At 75.2% G+C, this 16,033-nt stretch carries 18 protein-coding genes; 10 read left to right on the plus strand and 8 right to left on the minus strand.

Features of this window, described 5'->3' with window-relative positions; all coding sequences use genetic code 11:
• Window positions 1-12 precede the first annotated feature (12 nt).
• Complete coding sequence (locus ACFQ8T_RS10185) at window positions 13-1,020, plus strand: phosphotransferase family protein (RefSeq protein WP_430546421.1); 1,008 nt, start codon at window positions 13-15, stop codon at window positions 1,018-1,020.
• Here the strand turns inward: ACFQ8T_RS10185 and ACFQ8T_RS10190 are convergent, their stop codons facing one another.
• On the minus strand, window positions 1,021-1,881 hold the full coding sequence (locus ACFQ8T_RS10190) for a GAP family protein (protein WP_430546422.1): 861 nt from the start codon (window positions 1,879-1,881) through the stop codon (window positions 1,021-1,023).
• Window positions 1,882-2,003: 122 nt separating this feature from the next.
• Here ACFQ8T_RS10190 and ACFQ8T_RS10195 point away from each other — a divergent pair, with 122 nt between their 5' ends.
• Window positions 2,004-3,362, plus strand: a complete 1,359-nt coding sequence (locus ACFQ8T_RS10195; protein WP_430546423.1) for a sensor histidine kinase — start codon at window positions 2,004-2,006, stop codon at window positions 3,360-3,362.
• Window positions 3,359-4,072, plus strand: a complete 714-nt coding sequence (locus tag ACFQ8T_RS10200; protein ID WP_430546424.1) for a response regulator — start codon at window positions 3,359-3,361, stop codon at window positions 4,070-4,072. The genes ACFQ8T_RS10195 and ACFQ8T_RS10200 overlap by 4 nt, the downstream gene beginning before the upstream one ends.
• Here the strand turns inward: ACFQ8T_RS10200 and ACFQ8T_RS10205 are convergent.
• Both ACFQ8T_RS10205 and ACFQ8T_RS10210 read right to left on the minus strand, forming a co-directional pair.
• Window positions 4,069-4,935 (minus strand): carbohydrate kinase family protein, encoded by an 867-nt coding sequence (locus ACFQ8T_RS10205; protein WP_430546425.1) that lies wholly within the window; start codon window positions 4,933-4,935, stop codon window positions 4,069-4,071. The two genes, ACFQ8T_RS10200 and ACFQ8T_RS10205, sit on opposite strands and share 4 nt — an antisense overlap.
• A 36-nt stretch (window positions 4,936-4,971) precedes the next feature.
• Window positions 4,972-6,918 carry an NHL domain-containing thioredoxin family protein gene (locus ACFQ8T_RS10210; RefSeq protein WP_430546426.1) on the minus strand — a complete coding sequence of 649 codons (1,947 nt, stop codon included), beginning with the start codon at window positions 6,916-6,918 and terminating at the stop codon, window positions 4,972-4,974.
• A 55-nt stretch (window positions 6,919-6,973) separates the two neighbouring features.
• Between ACFQ8T_RS10210 and ACFQ8T_RS10215 the strand changes: the two genes are divergently transcribed.
• Window positions 6,974-7,159, plus strand: a complete 186-nt coding sequence (locus tag ACFQ8T_RS10215) for a hypothetical protein (RefSeq protein ID WP_430546427.1) — start codon at window positions 6,974-6,976, stop codon at window positions 7,157-7,159.
• A gap of 117 nt (window positions 7,160-7,276) precedes the next feature.
• Window positions 7,277-8,500, plus strand: coding sequence for a DUF418 domain-containing protein (locus ACFQ8T_RS10220; RefSeq protein ID WP_430546428.1), 1,224 nt, complete (start codon window positions 7,277-7,279; stop codon window positions 8,498-8,500).
• On the opposite strand, the gene ACFQ8T_RS10225 is transcribed toward ACFQ8T_RS10220, so the two are convergent.
• Entirely contained in the window at window positions 8,493-9,689 is a 1,197-nt protein-coding gene (locus tag ACFQ8T_RS10225; RefSeq protein ID WP_430546429.1) for an FAD-dependent monooxygenase, read from the minus strand. The genes ACFQ8T_RS10220 and ACFQ8T_RS10225 overlap by 8 nt on opposite strands.
• Window positions 9,690-9,792: 103 nt before the next feature.
• Here ACFQ8T_RS10225 and ACFQ8T_RS10230 point away from each other — a divergent pair, with 103 nt between their 5' ends.
• Entirely contained in the window at window positions 9,793-10,344 is a 552-nt protein-coding gene (locus tag ACFQ8T_RS10230) for a TetR/AcrR family transcriptional regulator (protein WP_430546430.1), read from the plus strand.
• A gap of 18 nt (window positions 10,345-10,362) precedes the next feature.
• Here the strand turns inward: ACFQ8T_RS10230 and ACFQ8T_RS10235 are convergent, their stop codons facing one another.
• Both ACFQ8T_RS10235 and ACFQ8T_RS10240 read right to left on the minus strand, forming a co-directional pair.
• Window positions 10,363-10,584 (minus strand): hypothetical protein, encoded by a 222-nt coding sequence (locus ACFQ8T_RS10235; protein WP_430546431.1) that lies wholly within the window; start codon window positions 10,582-10,584, stop codon window positions 10,363-10,365.
• Window positions 10,585-10,667: 83 nt separating this feature from the next.
• Window positions 10,668-10,913, minus strand: a complete 246-nt coding sequence (locus ACFQ8T_RS10240; protein WP_430546432.1) for a hypothetical protein — start codon at window positions 10,911-10,913, stop codon at window positions 10,668-10,670.
• A gap of 82 nt (window positions 10,914-10,995) precedes the next feature.
• Between ACFQ8T_RS10240 and ACFQ8T_RS10245 the strand changes: the two genes are divergently transcribed.
• Together ACFQ8T_RS10245 and ACFQ8T_RS10250 are read left to right on the plus strand one after the other, a co-directional pair.
• Window positions 10,996-11,730 (plus strand): cation diffusion facilitator family transporter, encoded by a 735-nt coding sequence (locus ACFQ8T_RS10245; protein WP_430546433.1) that lies wholly within the window; start codon window positions 10,996-10,998, stop codon window positions 11,728-11,730.
• A 297-nt stretch (window positions 11,731-12,027) separates the two neighbouring features.
• Window positions 12,028-12,867, plus strand: a complete 840-nt coding sequence (locus ACFQ8T_RS10250; RefSeq protein ID WP_430546434.1) for an aldo/keto reductase — start codon at window positions 12,028-12,030, stop codon at window positions 12,865-12,867.
• Window positions 12,868-12,946: 79 nt separating this feature from the next.
• Here the strand turns inward: ACFQ8T_RS10250 and ACFQ8T_RS10255 are convergent, their stop codons facing one another.
• Window positions 12,947-13,795 (minus strand): ABC transporter permease, encoded by an 849-nt coding sequence (locus ACFQ8T_RS10255; protein WP_430546435.1) that lies wholly within the window; start codon window positions 13,793-13,795, stop codon window positions 12,947-12,949.
• The gene (locus ACFQ8T_RS10260) at window positions 13,792-14,754 is read right to left on the minus strand and encodes an ATP-binding cassette domain-containing protein (protein ID WP_430546436.1); all 963 of its coding nucleotides are present in this window, start codon (window positions 14,752-14,754) and stop codon (window positions 13,792-13,794) included. The genes ACFQ8T_RS10255 and ACFQ8T_RS10260 overlap by 4 nt, the downstream gene beginning before the upstream one ends.
• A gap of 109 nt (window positions 14,755-14,863) precedes the next feature.
• On the opposite strand from ACFQ8T_RS10260, the gene ACFQ8T_RS10265 reads away from it, so the two are divergent.
• On the plus strand, window positions 14,864-15,679 hold the full coding sequence (locus ACFQ8T_RS10265) for a TetR/AcrR family transcriptional regulator (RefSeq protein WP_430546437.1): 816 nt from the start codon (window positions 14,864-14,866) through the stop codon (window positions 15,677-15,679).
• Window positions 15,676-15,987: an HPr family phosphocarrier protein gene (locus ACFQ8T_RS10270; protein ID WP_430546438.1), complete on the plus strand. Its 312-nt coding sequence runs from the start codon at window positions 15,676-15,678 to the stop codon at window positions 15,985-15,987. Before ACFQ8T_RS10265 ends, ACFQ8T_RS10270 begins: the two co-directional genes overlap by 4 nt.
• Window positions 15,988-16,033 lie beyond the last annotated feature (46 nt).

Below are 16,033 nucleotides of genomic sequence, written 5' to 3' on the forward strand. Positions count from 1 at the left end.
ACGCTCACGCGCGTGCTCACCAAGACGGCGGTCACCGACGAGCAGGTCCTCGCGCTGCTCGCGCCGCTCGGCGTCGTGCGCCGCGTGGCTCCGCTGAGCGGCGGCCTGTTCGCGAGCGTGCTGCGCGCCGACCTCGCCGACGGGCGGACGGTGGTCGTGAAGGTGACCGGCGCGGACACGTCCCGCCTGCTGCGCTACGAGCGCGGCGTGCTCGGCACGGAGGCGGCCGTCGACCGGGTCGCCCACGCCGCCGGCCTGCCCCTGCCGCGGGTGCTGCACCACGACACGACCCGCACCTCCGTGGACGGCGACGCGCTCGTCACGACCTTCCTCGACGGCGACCTGTGGAGCACCCTCGAGCTGGACCAGGCGACCGCCGCCCGGGCCCGCCGCTCGCTGGGCGGCCTCATGGCCCGTCTGCACCGCCTCGACCGCGCCGACGACGCCCCCGAGCCGTTCGGCTACCCGGCGCCCGAGGCCGGCCTCGCCGCCGCCACCTGGCCGGAGGCGTTCGCGCGCATGGTGCGCGCCGCCCTCGACGACGCCGGACGCTGGGACGTCGACCTGCCCGCCGACCGGCTCATGGCCGCCGTCGAGCGGCACCACGACCTGCTCGCCGCCGTCACGACGCCGCGCCTCGTGCACGCCGACCTGTGGCCCGGCAATCTGCTGCTCGACCCCGCCGACCGCACGGTGGTCGGGGCGTTCGACGCCGAGCGGGCGCTGTGGGGCGACCCGGTGTTCGAGCTCGTCGGCGCGGACCAGCTGGGCGCCGGCGCCGTGGACGCGGACCTGCTGGCCGGCTACCGGGACGCCGGCGGGGACCTCGGCGTCGGCGACGGCACGCCGGATTCGGGCGACCCGGACGCCTGGCAGCGCCTGCGCCTCTACCGGGCGTACTTCGCCTGCCTCCTGGTCGTGGAGATCGTGCCCCGCGGGTACTCCGGGGACTGGGTGGCCGGGTACGAGCGCACCGCGCGCGCCAACCTGCAGCGGGTGCTGGACGAGCTGGAGGCCTGATCAGCCCGTCCAGCCGAGCCGGCCGAGGGCGTTGAGCGTCAGCAGCACGCCGAGGATGCCGAGCGCCCAGCCCGTGAGGTCGGCGGCGTTCCTGGACAGCCACCTCTCCAGCCGGGCCAGCAGCGGCTCGACGAACCGGGCGGCGGCGAGCCGCCCGCCGAGCAGCAGCAGCGCCGGCAGCACCATGACCACGCAGTACGCGGCGAGGACGCCGAGGCTCGTGCCCGTGCCGAGGTCCGACGTCGTGATGAGGCCGATCGCCGCCAGGTACGGCAGCATCGTCCCGACCTCGAGCGCCACCGCGCCGAGCGCCAGCCCCGACAGCGGCAGCAGCGACGCGTTCGGCGCCGCGACCGTCGACGTCGGGACGGTCCCCGGCAGCAGGCCCGGCACGGCGCCGTCCGGCGTCGTCGTGCTCGCGGCGCTCTCGGCTCCCGCGGCCGACTCGATCCCCATGGCCCGTGCCCGCCAGCGCACCAGGCGCCCGGGCTTCGCGCCCTGGCGCGCGGCCCGCGCCTCGGCCTTCTTGCCGTCGAAGCGCCAGCTGATCGCGAACAGGAAGACGCCGAGGGCGAGCTGCAGCAGCATCACCGGCCGCGAGTCCAGCGCGTCGCCGTACCGGTCCAGCAGCGCGCCCGCCCCGAGCATCACCGCGATCCCCACCGCGAGGTAGAAGCCCGCGACCGTGCCGAGGTACGCGAGCAGCCGCGCCGGGCGCGGCCGGCCGGGCGCCATGAGCAGCCACACGGGGATGAGCAGGGTGCCGAAGCTGGTCGAGTCGATCAGCGCCAGCACGACCAGCGCTCCCGCGAGCACGCCGAGGCCCGCGCCTTCCAGCCCGCCGAGGTCGATGAGGTCCATGCCGACGATCCTCGCGGCGGGCCCGGCCGTCGTCGTCGCCCGAACGACTGATCCTGCACCGCTGACCGGGGGTACACCCTTCGACCGATCCCCCGCGGCGCGCCCTGTGCTGGGATGGTGCGGTGACGACCGACCGCCCCGCCCCCACCCTCCTCGGGAGGCTCGTGCGGGCGTGGGGCGGCGACGACCGGCGCGGCGACGTCACGACCGCGCTGACCCTGTTCGCGCTGGGCTGGCTCCTGCTGGAGGTCGGGCTCGTCGACCTCTTCCGGGGCGGCCCTCTCGGCGCGGTGGTGCCGGAGCCGTGGTGGCGGGTCGCGCTCCTCGCCGTCGGGTGCGCCCTCACGCTCGTCAAGCGCTCTCACCCGATGCTGGCGCTCGCCGGCGGCGTCGCCGTCACCCTGGTGGACCTGACGTGGGGCGGCAGCCTCGCGATCCTGCTCGTGCTGTGGGACCTGCTGTTCGCGGCAGCGATGTGGTCGGGCCCGACGGCGCGCCGGTGGCTGTGGGGCACGGCCGTCGTGCTGACCGTCGCGGGCGCGGTCGCCGCCGGCGAGGCGACCCGCGACGCGCGCGCCTTCATCACGACGGGCCTGAACCTGGGCGCGATCCTGCTGGTCCCGATGTGGTGGGCGGACAACGTGCGGCAGAAGTCCGAGCTGGCCGCCGTGGAGCGGTCCCGCGCGGACGAGGCGCGGCGGACCGCGGAGCTGGAGCGCAGGCGCGCCACCGACCTCGAACGGATCGCCGAGCTCGACCGGCACGAGGCCGTCCGCGCCGAGCGGGCGGCGATGGCGCGCGACCTGCACGACGTCATCGCCTCCCACCTGTCCACCATCGCGATCCACTCCGGTGCGGCGCTCAGCACCGCGCCGGACGCCGCGCGCGACCGCGGCGCGCTGGAGCAGGTCCGCACGAGCGCGGTCGCGTCCCTCACGGAGATGCGGTCCATGATCGAGCTGCTGCGCGCCGACGCGCCGCGCGACCCGCTCGCGGCGCCCGGGCGGCTCGACCGCCTCGGCGACCTGCTCGCCGCGGCCCGCGCGGACGGCACCGTCGTGACGTTCGAGGACCCGGACGGCGTCGCGACGGCAGACAGGCCGGCCGCCGTCGGGCACGCGCTCTACCGGATCGCGCAGGAGGCGCTGACCAACGCGCGCAAGCACGCGTCCGGGGCGGCCGTCGTCGTGCGCCTGGCGTGCGAGCCAGGGCCGGGCAGCCCGGTCACCCTGGAGGTGCGGAACTCGGCCCCACGGGCGGTGCTCACCGGCGACCCCCGCGCGGCGACCCACCCCGTCAGCGCGGGCATGGGGATGCTGACCATGCGAGAGCGCGCCGAGGCGCTCGGCGGCGCGTTCGACGCGGCGGCGACCGACGACGGCGGCTGGGTCGTGCGGGCGCGCGTCCCCGCGGGCGCGCACGACGCCCCCACCGACGCCCCCACCGACACCGACACCGACGACCGGAGCCCGACCCCATGACGACGGCCCCCTCCCCCGGCCAGGTCCGCGTGCTGATCGCGGACGACCACGCCGCGATCCGCGCCGGCCTGCGGATGCTCCTGGACGCGGCGGACGACGTCGAGGTGGTGGGCGAGGCGGCCGACGGCGACGCGGCGGTGACGAACGCCCGCGCGCTGCGGCCCGACGTCGTGCTCATGGACCTGCGCATGCCGGGCACGGACGGCATCGCCGCCACCCGCGCCATCGCCGCCCAGGGCCTGGCGGACGTCCTCGTGCTCACCACGTTCGACCTGGACGAGTACGTGGACGGAGCGCTGCGTGCGGGCGCCGCCGGGTTCCTGCTCAAGACGGCGGAGCCCGCCGCGCTGCTCGACGCCGTGCGCCGCGTCGCGGCGGGGGACGGCGTCCTCGCGCCCGAGGTGACCCGCCGCGTGCTCGCCCAGCTCTCGGGGGCCTCGGCGCCCGCCGTCGCCCCCGGCCCCGCGCCCGGTGCGCCGCCGCACCGCGCCGACCCCCGCCTCGCCGACCCGCGCCTCGCCGACCTCACCCCGCGCGAGGTCGACGTGCTCGGCGCGCTGGGGCGCGGCCTGTCCAACCAGGGGATCGCGGACGAGCTGGTGATCACCGAGGCCACCGCGAAGACCCACGTCTCCCGGGTGCTGGCCAAGCTGGGCGTGGTCTCCCGAATGCAGGCGGCGATCGTCGCGCGGGACACGGGCCTGGCCTAGTCCTCCGGCGCCAGGCCCTGGCTGCGCACCACGCGGGCGGCGTGCGCCGCGGCCGCCGCGAGCGCCTCGGCGAGGTCCGCCCCACGAAGGTGGGCGTCGAGGAAGCCGGCGAAGAACCCGTCGCCCGCGCCGTTGGTGTCCAGGACGTCGTCCACCGGCTCGGCGGGGACGTCCACGAAGCCCTCGGCGGTGAGGGCGGTGGCGCCGCGGGCGCCGTGCGTGCACACGACCAGCCGCGCCCCGGCGTCGAGCCGCCCGGCCATGAACGACCGGTGGTCGGGCAGGCGGTCGGAGCTGAGGAACACGTGCGTGCCCGCGTCGGCCCACGGGCGGTGGAACGCCGTGGTGCCGTCGTAGTCGTGCAGGTCCACCCACACGTCGCGGCCCTGCTCGGCAGCCGCGACCAGGACGGGGACGGAGTGCGCCGCGAGGTCGACGACGACGGCCGCGGCGGCGGCGATCGCGGCGCGCGTCGCGTCCCAGGCGGGCCCCTCGGCGGGGACCTCGCCGGGCGCGCGCAGGTAGACCGACAGCCGACCGCCGCCGGCGTCCATGAGGTTGAGGTGGCTCTCCGTGCGACCGTCCGGGGACGGCTCGGCGAGGATCCGCACGCCCGCGTCGTCGAGCACGCCGCGCACGCGCGCGCCCTCGTCGTCGTCCCCGAGCACGGTGCGCAGCACGACGCCGCGGCCCAGGCTCGCGAGATTGAGCGCCTTGCCGGCGGACGTGCCGCCGACCGTGTCGTACGCGCCGCGCGCGAACACGGTGTGGGGCGTCGGCTCGGGCAGCGCGTCCAGGTGCACGATGCGGTTCCAGGACGCGGGGCCGGCGACGAGGACGTCGCCCGTGCTCGGAGTGGTCACCCCGGGAACCCTAGGCCCCGAGTTCGGCTCCGCGCGTCAGCCGCGCAGCGGCAGGCTGAGCGAGGCGTCGCCGTCGGGCGTGACGCGCACCGGCACGCCCCAGTCCTGCTGCGCCAGGTGGCAGGCGGGGAAGACGTCCGGGTCGGGCTCGCCGTCCGGGCCGAGCGGGACGACGTCGCACGACGCGGCCTTGGCCGTCACGTGCAGCACGCCCTCGGCGACGTCCGGGTTGAGCACCAGCACGCGGTCCAGGTCGACGCCGTCGCCCGCGCCGTCGAGCAGCAGCTCGGGCGGGGTGGCACTCACGCGCAGCTCGGTGGAGGGGCCCCAGCGGTCGTCGAGCTTCTGGCCCGGCGCGGGCACGAACGGCACGTCCAGGCGCAGCTCGCCGGGCGCGACCTCCGTCGCCGGGCGCGCCACGCGGTGCGCGCCGGCGTCGAGCACCTCGCCCGCGACGTCCGCCGGCAGCGCGACCCGCGTCAGCCGGTGCGCCGCGGACTCCACGACGAGCAGGTGGACCGCGTCGTCGGAGGCCTCGACGAGCACGTCGCTCGGCTCGGCGAGGCCGGTGGCGAGCGTCGTCACGACGTCCGCGGCCGGGTCGTACCGCCGCAGCGCGCCGTTGTACGTGTCGGCGACGACGACGCTCCCGTCGGGCAGCGTCGCCACGCCCAGCGGGTGCTGCAGCAGCGCCTCGCCCGCCGCGCCGTCGCGGTGGCCGAAGTCGAACAGCCCCTGCCCGACGGCGGTCGTCACGGCGACCGACCCGTCGTCGGCCGGCGTCACCCGGCGCAGGGCCGACGTCTCGGCGTCGGCGAGCCAGATCGCGTCGGCGGCGCCGGGACCGGTCGCCGGCGCCAGGCCGGAGGGCTGCGCGAACCAGGCGTCGGCGCCGGGGCCGTCCTCCAGGCCCTCGTTCATCGTGCCGGCGAGCAGCGCGACCGTCCCCGCCAGCGGCTCGAACGCCCACAGCGTGTGGTTCCCGGCCATCGCGACGACGAACGCACCCAGGCGCGGCGACCACGCGACGTCCCACGGCGAGCTGAGGCGCACGGAGGCGGCGGGGTAGGCCGTGGCGGGGTCGAACGCGTCGGTCGACCCGACGACGTTCTCCTGCCCGCCCACCATGAACTGCTCGCCCGTGCCCGCCACCGTCCGCACCCGCCCGGTGGCGAGGTCGACGCCGCGGAGCGCGTGGTTCACCGTGTCCGCGACGAGCACGTCGTAGCCGAGCGCGGGGCGCAGCTCGTCCGGCACCCGGCACAGGCCGTTCGGCTCGCTGAACCGCGCCTCGTCGGGGGCCGCGTCGCCGCGGGAGTCGGCGAGCCCGCGCTCGCCGGAGCCGATGCGCCGCAGAAGGGTCTCGCCGTCGGGCCCGAGCTCGGCCAGCGAGTGGTGCCCGGCGTCGGCCACGAGCAGGTTCCCGCCCGGCAGCGCGACCGCCTTGGCCGGGAAGCGCAGCGTGCCCGACGTGGGCTCGGGCGGCACGTACGGCCCGCCGCCGCGGTGCAGGGTGCCCTTCGCGTCGTGCTCGGCGACCAGCTCGTCGACGATCGCCTCGATCGCCGACGCGTGCCCCTCCCCGGCCATCTGCGCCACGACGTACCCCTCCGGGTCGACGACGACGAGCGTCGGCCAGGCGCGGGCGGTGTACGCGCCCCAGGTCACCAGCTCCGGGTCGTCGAGCACCGGGTGTCGCACCTCGTACCGCTCGACGGCGGCGGCCAGCGCGTCCGGGTCGGCCTCGTGCGCGAACTTGGGCGAGTGCACGCCCACGATCACCAGCTCGTCGCGGTGCCGCTCCTCCAGCTCGCGCAGCTCGTCCAGCACGTGCAGGCAGTTGATGCAGCAGAAGGTCCAAAAATCGAGCACAACGACCTTGCCGCGCAGGTCGGATAGGGCGACGTCGCGGCCGCCGGTGTTGAGCCAGCCGCGGCCGACCAGCTCGGACGCGCGGACACGGGGCAGGCGGGAGGTGCTCACCGGTCCATTCTGCGGGATCCCCCGGGTTCACCCGCGTCACGGCGGTGCGACGCAGATGAACGTCGACGCGATGCTCCTCGTGGACGACGAGATGCCGCCGAGCGACGACGTGCCGTACTTCCTCGGCCTGCTCACCGCCGTGGTCGGCCTGCTGGTCGTCCTCGCCGAGGGCTGGCGCCTCGCCACGCAGCTCGACGTCGTCTACGACCGGGCGATCGGGGCTCCTCCGCACGGAGGGTGACCTCGCAGCCGGGTGGCGCGTCGTCCGTCCGGTGGACGGCGGTGTCCGTCCGCGCAGGCGGGAACGGCAGCCGACCGGGGGACCCGCGCCCGACCTGCCGCTCCCTAGCGTGACGGCATGAGCCCTCGCCCCGCGACCGCGCCCGAAAGACCGCCCTCGGCGCCGTCGCTCCTCGGACGGTCGCTGGCCCCGGACCTGGCCCGCGGCTGGATGCTGGCGCTGATCGCCGTGGCGAACGTGATGATCTACCTGGTCGGTCGCCCGTACGGCTTTCGCCAGCACGTCGTCGAGGACGGCGCGGCGGACCACGCCGTGTCCGCCGCCGTGGTGACGCTGGTCGACGGGCGCGCCTACCCGCTGTTCGCGTTCCTCTTCGGGTACGGGATGGTCCAGCTGTCCGAGCGGCGGCGGAGCGACGGCGCCGGCGACGCGGAGGTCCGGCGGCTCCAGCGGCGGCGCAGCCTCGTCCTCATCGCGTTCGGCGCGGTCCACGGGGTGCTCCTCTTCCCGGGCGACATCCTCGGTTGGTACGGGGTCGTCGGCCTGCTGCTCGCGGTGCTGCTGCGACGCTCGGACCGCGCGCTGCTGTGGGTCGCCGGGCTGTGGATGGTGCCCGCCGCCGTCGTCACCGGCCTGGTCTACGGCCTGGCGACGGGGCCGGAACGCGGCTTCCTCTGGTCGTTCGAGATGGCCGACCCGCTCGCCGCGCTCGCCTCCCGCCCGATGGAGTGGGTCATGGCGCCGTTCGCGCTGCTCCCGGTGGTCGCCGCGGCCCTCGTCGGCGTCGTCGCCGCCCGGCACCGCGTCCTCGAGCAGCCGTTCCTCCACCGACGGCTGCTGCGCCGGACGGCGCTGGTCGGGTTGGTGCTGGCCGTGGTCGGCGGTGCCCCCAGCGGGCTCGTCGTGGGCGGCTACCTCCCCGTGCCGGGCACCACCGGCTCCGTGACCCTCGCCGTCGTCCATGCGCTGACCGGAGTGGCGGGCGGCCTGGGGCTCGCGGCGGCGTTCGCCCTGCTGGCGGACCGCGCCCCCGCCCGTCCCGGGACCGTCGTCAGCGCGGTCGCCGCCACCGGCCGACGCTCCCTGAGCGCGTACCTCAGCCAGTCCGTGGTGTTCGTGCTCCTCCTGACCCTGCCCTTCGCCGGACTGGGCGCTTCCCTGGGCACGGCGGCGGCGACGGCGCTGGCCGTCGTGGTCTGGGCGGCCACGGTCGTCGTCTCGGCCGCGCTGGACCGCCGGGGCGTCCAGGGCCCGGCCGAGCGGCTGCTGCGGCACCTGGCGTCTCGCGGGCGCGGCCCGCGACGAGCGAGAGCGCCGCGCCCGACGAGCCCGGTCAGCTGACCAGCGGGGGCAGCTCGATCCCGTTCGCCGCGCGGTGGATGGGCGCCGTCATCGCGGCCATCATGCGGTCCTTGCCGGGCAGCCTGTCCATGACCCGCAGCATCGCGAGCGAGGCGCGCACCTGCCCGCGGGTGCCCACCACCATCCGCTTGACGTTCGCGGGTCCGAGCGCCTGGTTCGCCGCCACGAACGGGCGCATCCGGCGCTCGTAGTCGGCGAACGCCGCCGCCGGCTCGTCGTGCGCGTCGAGGGCGGCGGCCAGCACGTACGCGCCGACGAGCGCGAGGCTCGTGCCCTGGCCGGACGCCGCCGACGCGCAGTACGCGGCGTCGCCGAGCAGCACCGTGCGACCGGCCGACCACCGCTCGGCGCGCACCTGGCTGAGGGAGTCGAACAGCAGGTCGGGCGAGGCGGGCACGTCGGCCAGCAGGCCGGGCACCTCCCAGCCCTCGCCGGCGTACGCGTCGGCGAGCAGCCGCTCGCGCTCCTCGCGCCCGAGGTCGCGGTGGCCGAGCGGCGCCGACGACCACAGGAACATCGCCCGCGCGCCCTCCTCCCGCGCCGTGGCGTAGACCAGCGCGGTGCGGCCGGGCCCCACGTACGTGACCTCCTCGCGGTCGAGACCCAGCCGGTTGGGGACGGTCGCCACGGCCACGTAGTACCCCAGGTCGACGACGTGCCGCTCGTCCGGCCCGAGTACCAGGTCCCGCGTCCGGGAGCGGAGTCCGTCGGCCCCGACGACGACGTCGTAGCGCCCGGTGCGACCCGAGGCGAGCTCGACCTCCACGCCGTCGCCGGTGTCCACCAGGGACCGGATCGAGTCGCCGTAGACGCGCTCGGCGTCGGCAGCACCCTCGCGCAGGAGGCGGTGGAGGTCGCCGCGCAGCAGCTCGACGTCGTCGTGCACGCGCCCGCCGAAGGTGTCGCCGTCCATGCTGGCGGCCCGGCGCCCGCGGGCGTCGACGACCGTGCCCGCGCGGACCTCCGTGCGCAGGCCCCGCGCCTCCACGAGCAGGCCCATGCGGTCCAGCACCTGGAGTGCGGCGCCCCGCACGTCGACCTTGTAGCCGCCGACGCGGGGCGCGGACGCGTGCTCGACGACGGTCACGACGTCGCCACGGGCGGCGAGCCGGTGCGCGAGGGCGAGGCCGGCGACGCCGCCGCCGGAGACGAGGACGGAGCGGTTCATGGGAATTCTCCTGACCCTGGGGAAGGTGGCGCGCACCACGCTAGACCTCATTGAGACGATCGTGCAAGACGTTCGTATCAGACGTTCGAGCTAGCATGGGGCCATGCGCTCCACCGACAACAGGGCCGCCCTCCTCGCCGCCGCCCGGACCTGCCTCCGCGACAAGGGGTACGCCCGCACGTCGGCACGCGACATCGCCACCACGGCAGGCGTGAGCCTCGCGGCGATCGGGTACCACTTCAGGAGCAAGGAGGCGCTGCTCGACGCGGCCCTCGTCGACGCGCTGCGCGACTGGGGCGACGTGCTGGAGTCCATCGGCGCCGAGGACCTGGGCGCGTCGCCGGGCGAGCGGTTCCGCGCGGTGTGGGAGCGCGTCATGGCATCGGTCGCCGACGACCGTGCCCTCTGGGCCGTGCAGCTCGAGCTCGTCGCGGCCGCCGCGCGCGACCCGGAGCGGGCCGCCGCCGTCTCCGCCGACAACGCGCACGCCCGCACCGCGCTGGCCGAGCTCTTCGGCGTCCCCGACGCGCAGGGCGCGCTCGTGCAGATGCTGCTGCTGGGAGCGGTGTCGCGGGTGCTCCTCGACCCGAACGACACCGTCGGGGCGGACGAGCTGCTGGAGCAGGTGGCCGCGCTGGCGGCGCTGGCCGCCTGACGTCAGGACCTCAGCGCGTCAGAACGCGGTGACCGCGCCGACCACCGTCACCTGCACGGGGACGCCGTCCACCTGGGGCGGCACGTCCTTGCGCGCGCTGAGGGAGACGACGTTCACCTGCAGCACCCAGTCCGTCTCGTCTCCGCGCTGGGCGAGCCCGACGCCGCGCACCCCCTCGACGCTCTGGAGCGCCTCACGCAGGGCGGGCTTGGCGGCGCGCGCCTCGTCGATCGTGACCATGGAACACCTCCGACCCCTCCATTGTGCGCCACCCGCCGACAGGACCACAGCCCGGGCGGCGTGACCTGCGCCCGGAGGAGCCCCTACCGCACGGTCGGCCCCTCGACCTCCACGGGACCCTGCGGCGACCGGCGCTGGATGCGCAGGTCGAGGGTGCTCCTCGACGTCGGAGCGACCGAGATCTGCGCCTCGTCCTCGCCGTCGACGATTGCGCGCACGTGCAGGTGACCGTCCTTGAGACGCATCGCGAACTGGTTCGTCCCCGCGACGAACCGCACCTCGCGGTCGTCGTCGATCACCGTGGGGGGCAGGGGAAGGCTCTTCGACATGGGTACAGCATGCCTGCCGCGCGACGCCGGGACGCCCCAGACCTCTGGCCGACGGTACAGGCATCCGTGTACGGTCGGGACCGTGACCGCCCTCCCGCTCCGCCCCGTCCCGCCCGCCCGGCGCGCGCTGCTCGAGCGCCGGGTGCGCTGGACCGTCGCCGCGACGATCGCGTACAACGTCGTCGAGGCGGTCGTGGCCATCGCAGCGGGGCGAGCGGCGTCGTCGGCGGCGCTGGTCGGCTTCGGTCTGGACTCGGTGGTCGAGGTGCTGTCGGCGGCCGCGGTCGCGTGGCAGTTCGCGGCGCCGGACCCGCACCGCCGCGAGCGCACGGCGCTGCGCCTCATCGCGGTGTCGTTCTTCGGCCTCGCCCTGTTCGTCACCGTCGACGCCGCCCGCACGCTGCTCGGCGCGGCCGAGCCGGACCACTCCCCCGTCGGCATCGCGCTCGCCGCCGTCAGCCTCGCGATCATGCCGTTCCTGTCGTGGGCCGAACGGCGCACCGGCCGCGAGCTCGGCTCGGCGTCCGCCGTCGCCGACTCGAAGCAGACGCTGATCTGCACCTACCTGTCGGCGGTGCTGCTGGTCGGGCTCGTCCTCAACGCGACGCTCGGCTGGTCGTGGGCCGACCCGCTCGCGGCGCTCGTCATCGCCGGGTTCGCGGTGCGCGAGGGCGTCGAGGCCTGGCGCGGCGACGCCTGCTGCACCCCCGTCGGCGCGCTCCTCGCGTCGGACGAGGACGGGTGCGACACCTGCGGCGACGGGTGCGGCGACGGCTGCTGCGCACCGGACGACGGCGGGGCGGCCGGTCCGCGCTGACCACGCGGCGGCGCCGTCGCCGCCGGCCACCCCGCCGGGTCGTGCAGCGCCGCGACGACGCCTCCAGCCTGCTCCCGACACCGCGTCGACGGCGACCCCGGGCGCCATGGGATCGATCACGCAGCGCCGTCAGCACCCGCGAGGTGGTACGGGGAACCGCGAGGTAGTCGCCGCGGGACTACCTCGCGGGATGTCGTACCACCTCGGCACGACCCGTACTACCTCGGCACGGTGGGGACTGCCCCGGCGGACGGGACGGCCGCGCGACGCCACGCCGTCCGGGACAAGATGGGTGACATGAGCACCGAGATCCCGTCCCTGCCCCTGAACAACGGCACGTCGATCCCGCAGCTCGGCTACGGCGTCTTCAAGGTCCCGCCGGAGGAGACGCGCGAGCTGGTGCTGACCGCCCTCGAGGCGGGCTACCGGCACATCGACACCGCGCAGATGTACCGCAACGAACGGGGGGTCGGCGAGGCCATCGCCGCGGCCGGGCTGCCGCGCGACGAGCTCTTCGTCACGACCAAGCTGAACAACGCGTTCCACGAGCACGACGCCGCCCTGGAGGCCTTCGACCGCTCCCTCGAGGAGCTCGGCCTCGACCACGTCGACCTGTTCCTCATCCACTGGCCGCTGCCCGCCGTCGGCCGGTTCGTCGAGGCGTGGGGCGCCCTGGAGGAGCTGTACCGCTCCGGCCGGGCCCGCGCGATCGGCACCTCGAACTTCCAGCCGCACCACCTGCGTCGCGTGCTGGCCGAGGGCACCGTGGTGCCCGCCGTCAACCAGGTGGAGATCCACCCGTGGTTCGGCAACGAGGAGGTCCGCGCGTTCGACGCCGAGCACGGCATCGTCACCGAGGCCTGGTCCCCGCTCGGGCGCGGCCGCGTGCTGGAGGACCCGACGCTCGCCCGCATCGCCGCCGAGCACGGCCGCACCCCCGCCCAGGTGGTGCTGCGCTGGCACGTGCAGCGCGGCGACGTCGTCTTCCCCAAGTCCGCGACGCCGTCGCGCATCCGCGAGAACCTGGAGATCTTCGACTTCGAGCTCTCCGGCGACGACATGGCCGCCATCACCGGCCTCGACCGCGGCGAGCGCATCGGCTCGCACCCGGACGAGATGAACAACACCGGCCGCTGACGAGAGCGTCGTGGGTGTGATCCTGGCCCTGTTCCGGCGGGAGACAGGGCCACGATCACACCCACGACGCCCTCCTCGATCAGACGGCCTTGCGGGTCGCCCGGATGCCGACGACGAGGCCGACGGCGCACGTGGCGGCCGCGGCGACCGCGCCCCACAGGACGGCGGGGTCGACGAACGTGCCGCCGAACAGCACGCGCTCGGCGTCGACCATGTAGGTGAGCGGGTTGAACTTCGCCGCCGTCTGCATCCACGACGGGCCGGCCTCGAGCGGCAGCATCATCCCGGACAGGATGAGCAGCGGGAACAGCAGCGACTGCTGCACGCCCCAGAACAGCCACTCGCGGTTCTTCGACGCGAGGGCCAGCGCGTGCGACAGCGCCCCGATCCCGACGCCGAAGACACCGAGCAGCACCAGGCCCGCGAGGGCGGGCAGCACGTGGAACGTGAACCCGAACGGGATGCAGACCGCGGCGATGATGAGCCCCTGCACCAGCAGCGGCGCGAACTCCTTGAGCGCGCGGCCCACGAGGATCGCCGAGCGGTCGAGCGGCGTCGCGAGCACCCGCTCGTAGGAGCCGGTCATGATCTCGTACAGCAGGTTCGAGCCGGTCATCGAGGTGCCGAACAGCGAGATCATGACGATCACGCCGGGCACGAACCACTGCAGCGTGTCCGCGGTGCTCGCTCCCCCGCCCCCGAACCCGCCGCCGAACGTGCCGGTGAGCAGCGGCCCGAACAGGCCGAGGAAGATCAGCGGCTGCAGCAGCGAGAAGATCAGCGTGAACGGGTCGCGCAGCACCAGCAGGATCTCGCGGGTGAACACCGCCCCGGTGTCCGTGACGAACTTGCCCGGCCCGGTGCGCGTGACGATCCGCGGCGCCTCGTGCTGCGCCGTCGTCGCGGTGGTGGTGGTCTGCTCGGTCATGCTGCCGCCTCCTCGCGCAGGCTCCGGCCGGTGAGGTTGAGGAACACGTCGTCGAGGCTGGCCTGGCGGGCGCTCGCCGACGTCGTGGCGATGCCGGCCACCCGCAGCGCCTCGATGACGACGGGCAGCGTCTCGGCCCCCTGCGCCGTGCCGACCCGCACCTGCATCCCGGCGCCGTGCGCCGTGACCTCGACGTCGCCCAGGCCGTCGGGGAGCGCGGACCGGACCGCCGCGCCGTCGTCGGTCGCGACGACGGCGGTGAGGGTGTCGTCCGCATACCGGCGCTTGAGGGCGTCGGGCGCGGCGTCCGCGATGATCTCGCCGTGGTCGATGACGACGACGCGCTCGGCCATGCTGTCCGCCTCGTCGAGGTAGTGCGTGGTGAGCACGACCGTCATCCCGTACCGCTCGCGCATCGCGGTGATGTGCCCCCAGAGGTTGGCCCGCGAGTGCGGGTCGAGACCGGTGGTGGGCTCGTCGAGGAAAAGCAGCGGCGGGTGGTTCATCAGCCCGAGCGCGACGTCGAGCCGGCGGCGCTGGCCGCCCGACAGCGACTGCACGGACCGCTTCTCGAGGCCGCCCAGCTCGAGCGCCGCCATGAGGTCGGCGGCCCGCTCCCGGTACACCTCGGGCGGCAGCCCGTAGAAGCGGCCCTGGTTGTGGAGCTCGTCGACGACCTTGTAGCTGAAGCCGCCGCCGTTGCCCTGCCCGATGAAGCCCAGCCGGGCGCGGACCTGCGCCGGGCTCTTGACGACGTCGTAGCCGGCGACGGTCGCCTCCCCCGCCGTCGGCTCCAGCAGCGACGTCAGCATCCGCAACGTCGTGGACTTGCCGGCCCCGTTGGGCCCGAGGAAGGCGACGAGCTCGCCCTCCGCGACGTCGACGTCGATCCCCTTGACCGCCTCGACGGTCTCCTTGCGACGGCTGAACGTCTTGGTCAGCCCTCGTGCTCGGATCATGGCGATTCCCTCTCTCGTACGCTGTACTGGAACTAGTCTCGACTCTAGCCATGGGGTCCGACAAGACCCAGGGGCAGACCGGACGACAGGGATGGGAGGATGACGAGCCATGTCGAGCACTTCGCCGTCGAGCACCTCGCCGCAACCGCCGGACGACGGCGTCCCCCGCCCGCCCGAGGTCGTGCGGCGGCTGGCCCTCCTGTGGGACCCGCCGCAGCCGTCGGGCCGCGGCCGCCGGGCCCGGCTGACCCTCGACGACGTGATCGGCGCGGGCACCGCGATCGCCGACGCCGAGGGGCTCGAGGGGCTGTCGATGCGGAAGGTCGCGGGGCGGCTCGGCGTCGGCGCGATGTCGCTCTACACGTACGTGCCGGGGCGCACCGAGCTGCTGGACCTCATGATCGACCGCGCGTTCGCCGAGCTCGCGCTGCCGCCCGCCAGGGCGACGTGGCGCGACGGCCTGGCGGCGTACGCCCGGGCGCACTGGGAGCTGTTCCAGCGCCACCCGTGGATCCTGCAGACCAACATGTGGCGCCTGCCGCTCACCCCGTCCGTCCTCGACGCGCAGGAGTGCGGGCTGCGCACCCTCGTGGACACCGGGCTGCCGGAGCGCCAGGTGGTGGAGATCGTCGGGCTCCTCGACGCGTTCGTGCGCGGGCTGGCACGCTCCACCGTCGCGGAGTCCGCAGAGAAGGACGCCTCGGGCCAGAGCAACGACGAGTACTGGACGTCGATGAGCAGCTTCTGGGTGGACCACTTCGACCCGCAGCGCTACCCCACCATGCTGCGGATCTGGGACGCGGGCGGCTTCGACGCCGAGGCCACGCCGTTCGAGGCGTCGCTGGAGCGGCTGCTCGACTCCGTGGGGATGGCGATCGACCGGGCGCGCGCGACTTCCCAACCCGGCGACTCGTCCCTACGATGAACTGGTCCAGACCACCTCTCGTCTCGGAGGACACCGTGGAACGCACCGTCGTCGTCGCCATCACCGAGGGCCTGCACGCCCGCCCGGCCGCGCTCTTCGCGCAGAAGGCCGGCCAGCAGCCGGTGCCGGTGAAGATCGCCAAGACCGCCGGCGGCGACGCCGTGGACGCCGCGAGCATCCTCGGGATCATGACCCTCGGCGCCTCGGTGGGCGACGAGGTGGTGCTGCGCACCGAGACCGACGGCGACGACGCCACCACCGCGCTCGACGCCCTCGTCGAGTTCCTGTCGCAGGAAGCGGTGGCCTGACGGACCGGCCCGCCCGGCCGAGCGGGTTCTTCCACTCGGCCGGCTG

Origin of the sequence: Isoptericola sp. NPDC056618 (assembly GCF_042792715.1) — a bacterium.
GTDB lineage: Bacteria > Actinomycetota > Actinomycetes > Actinomycetales > Cellulomonadaceae > Isoptericola > Isoptericola nanjingensis.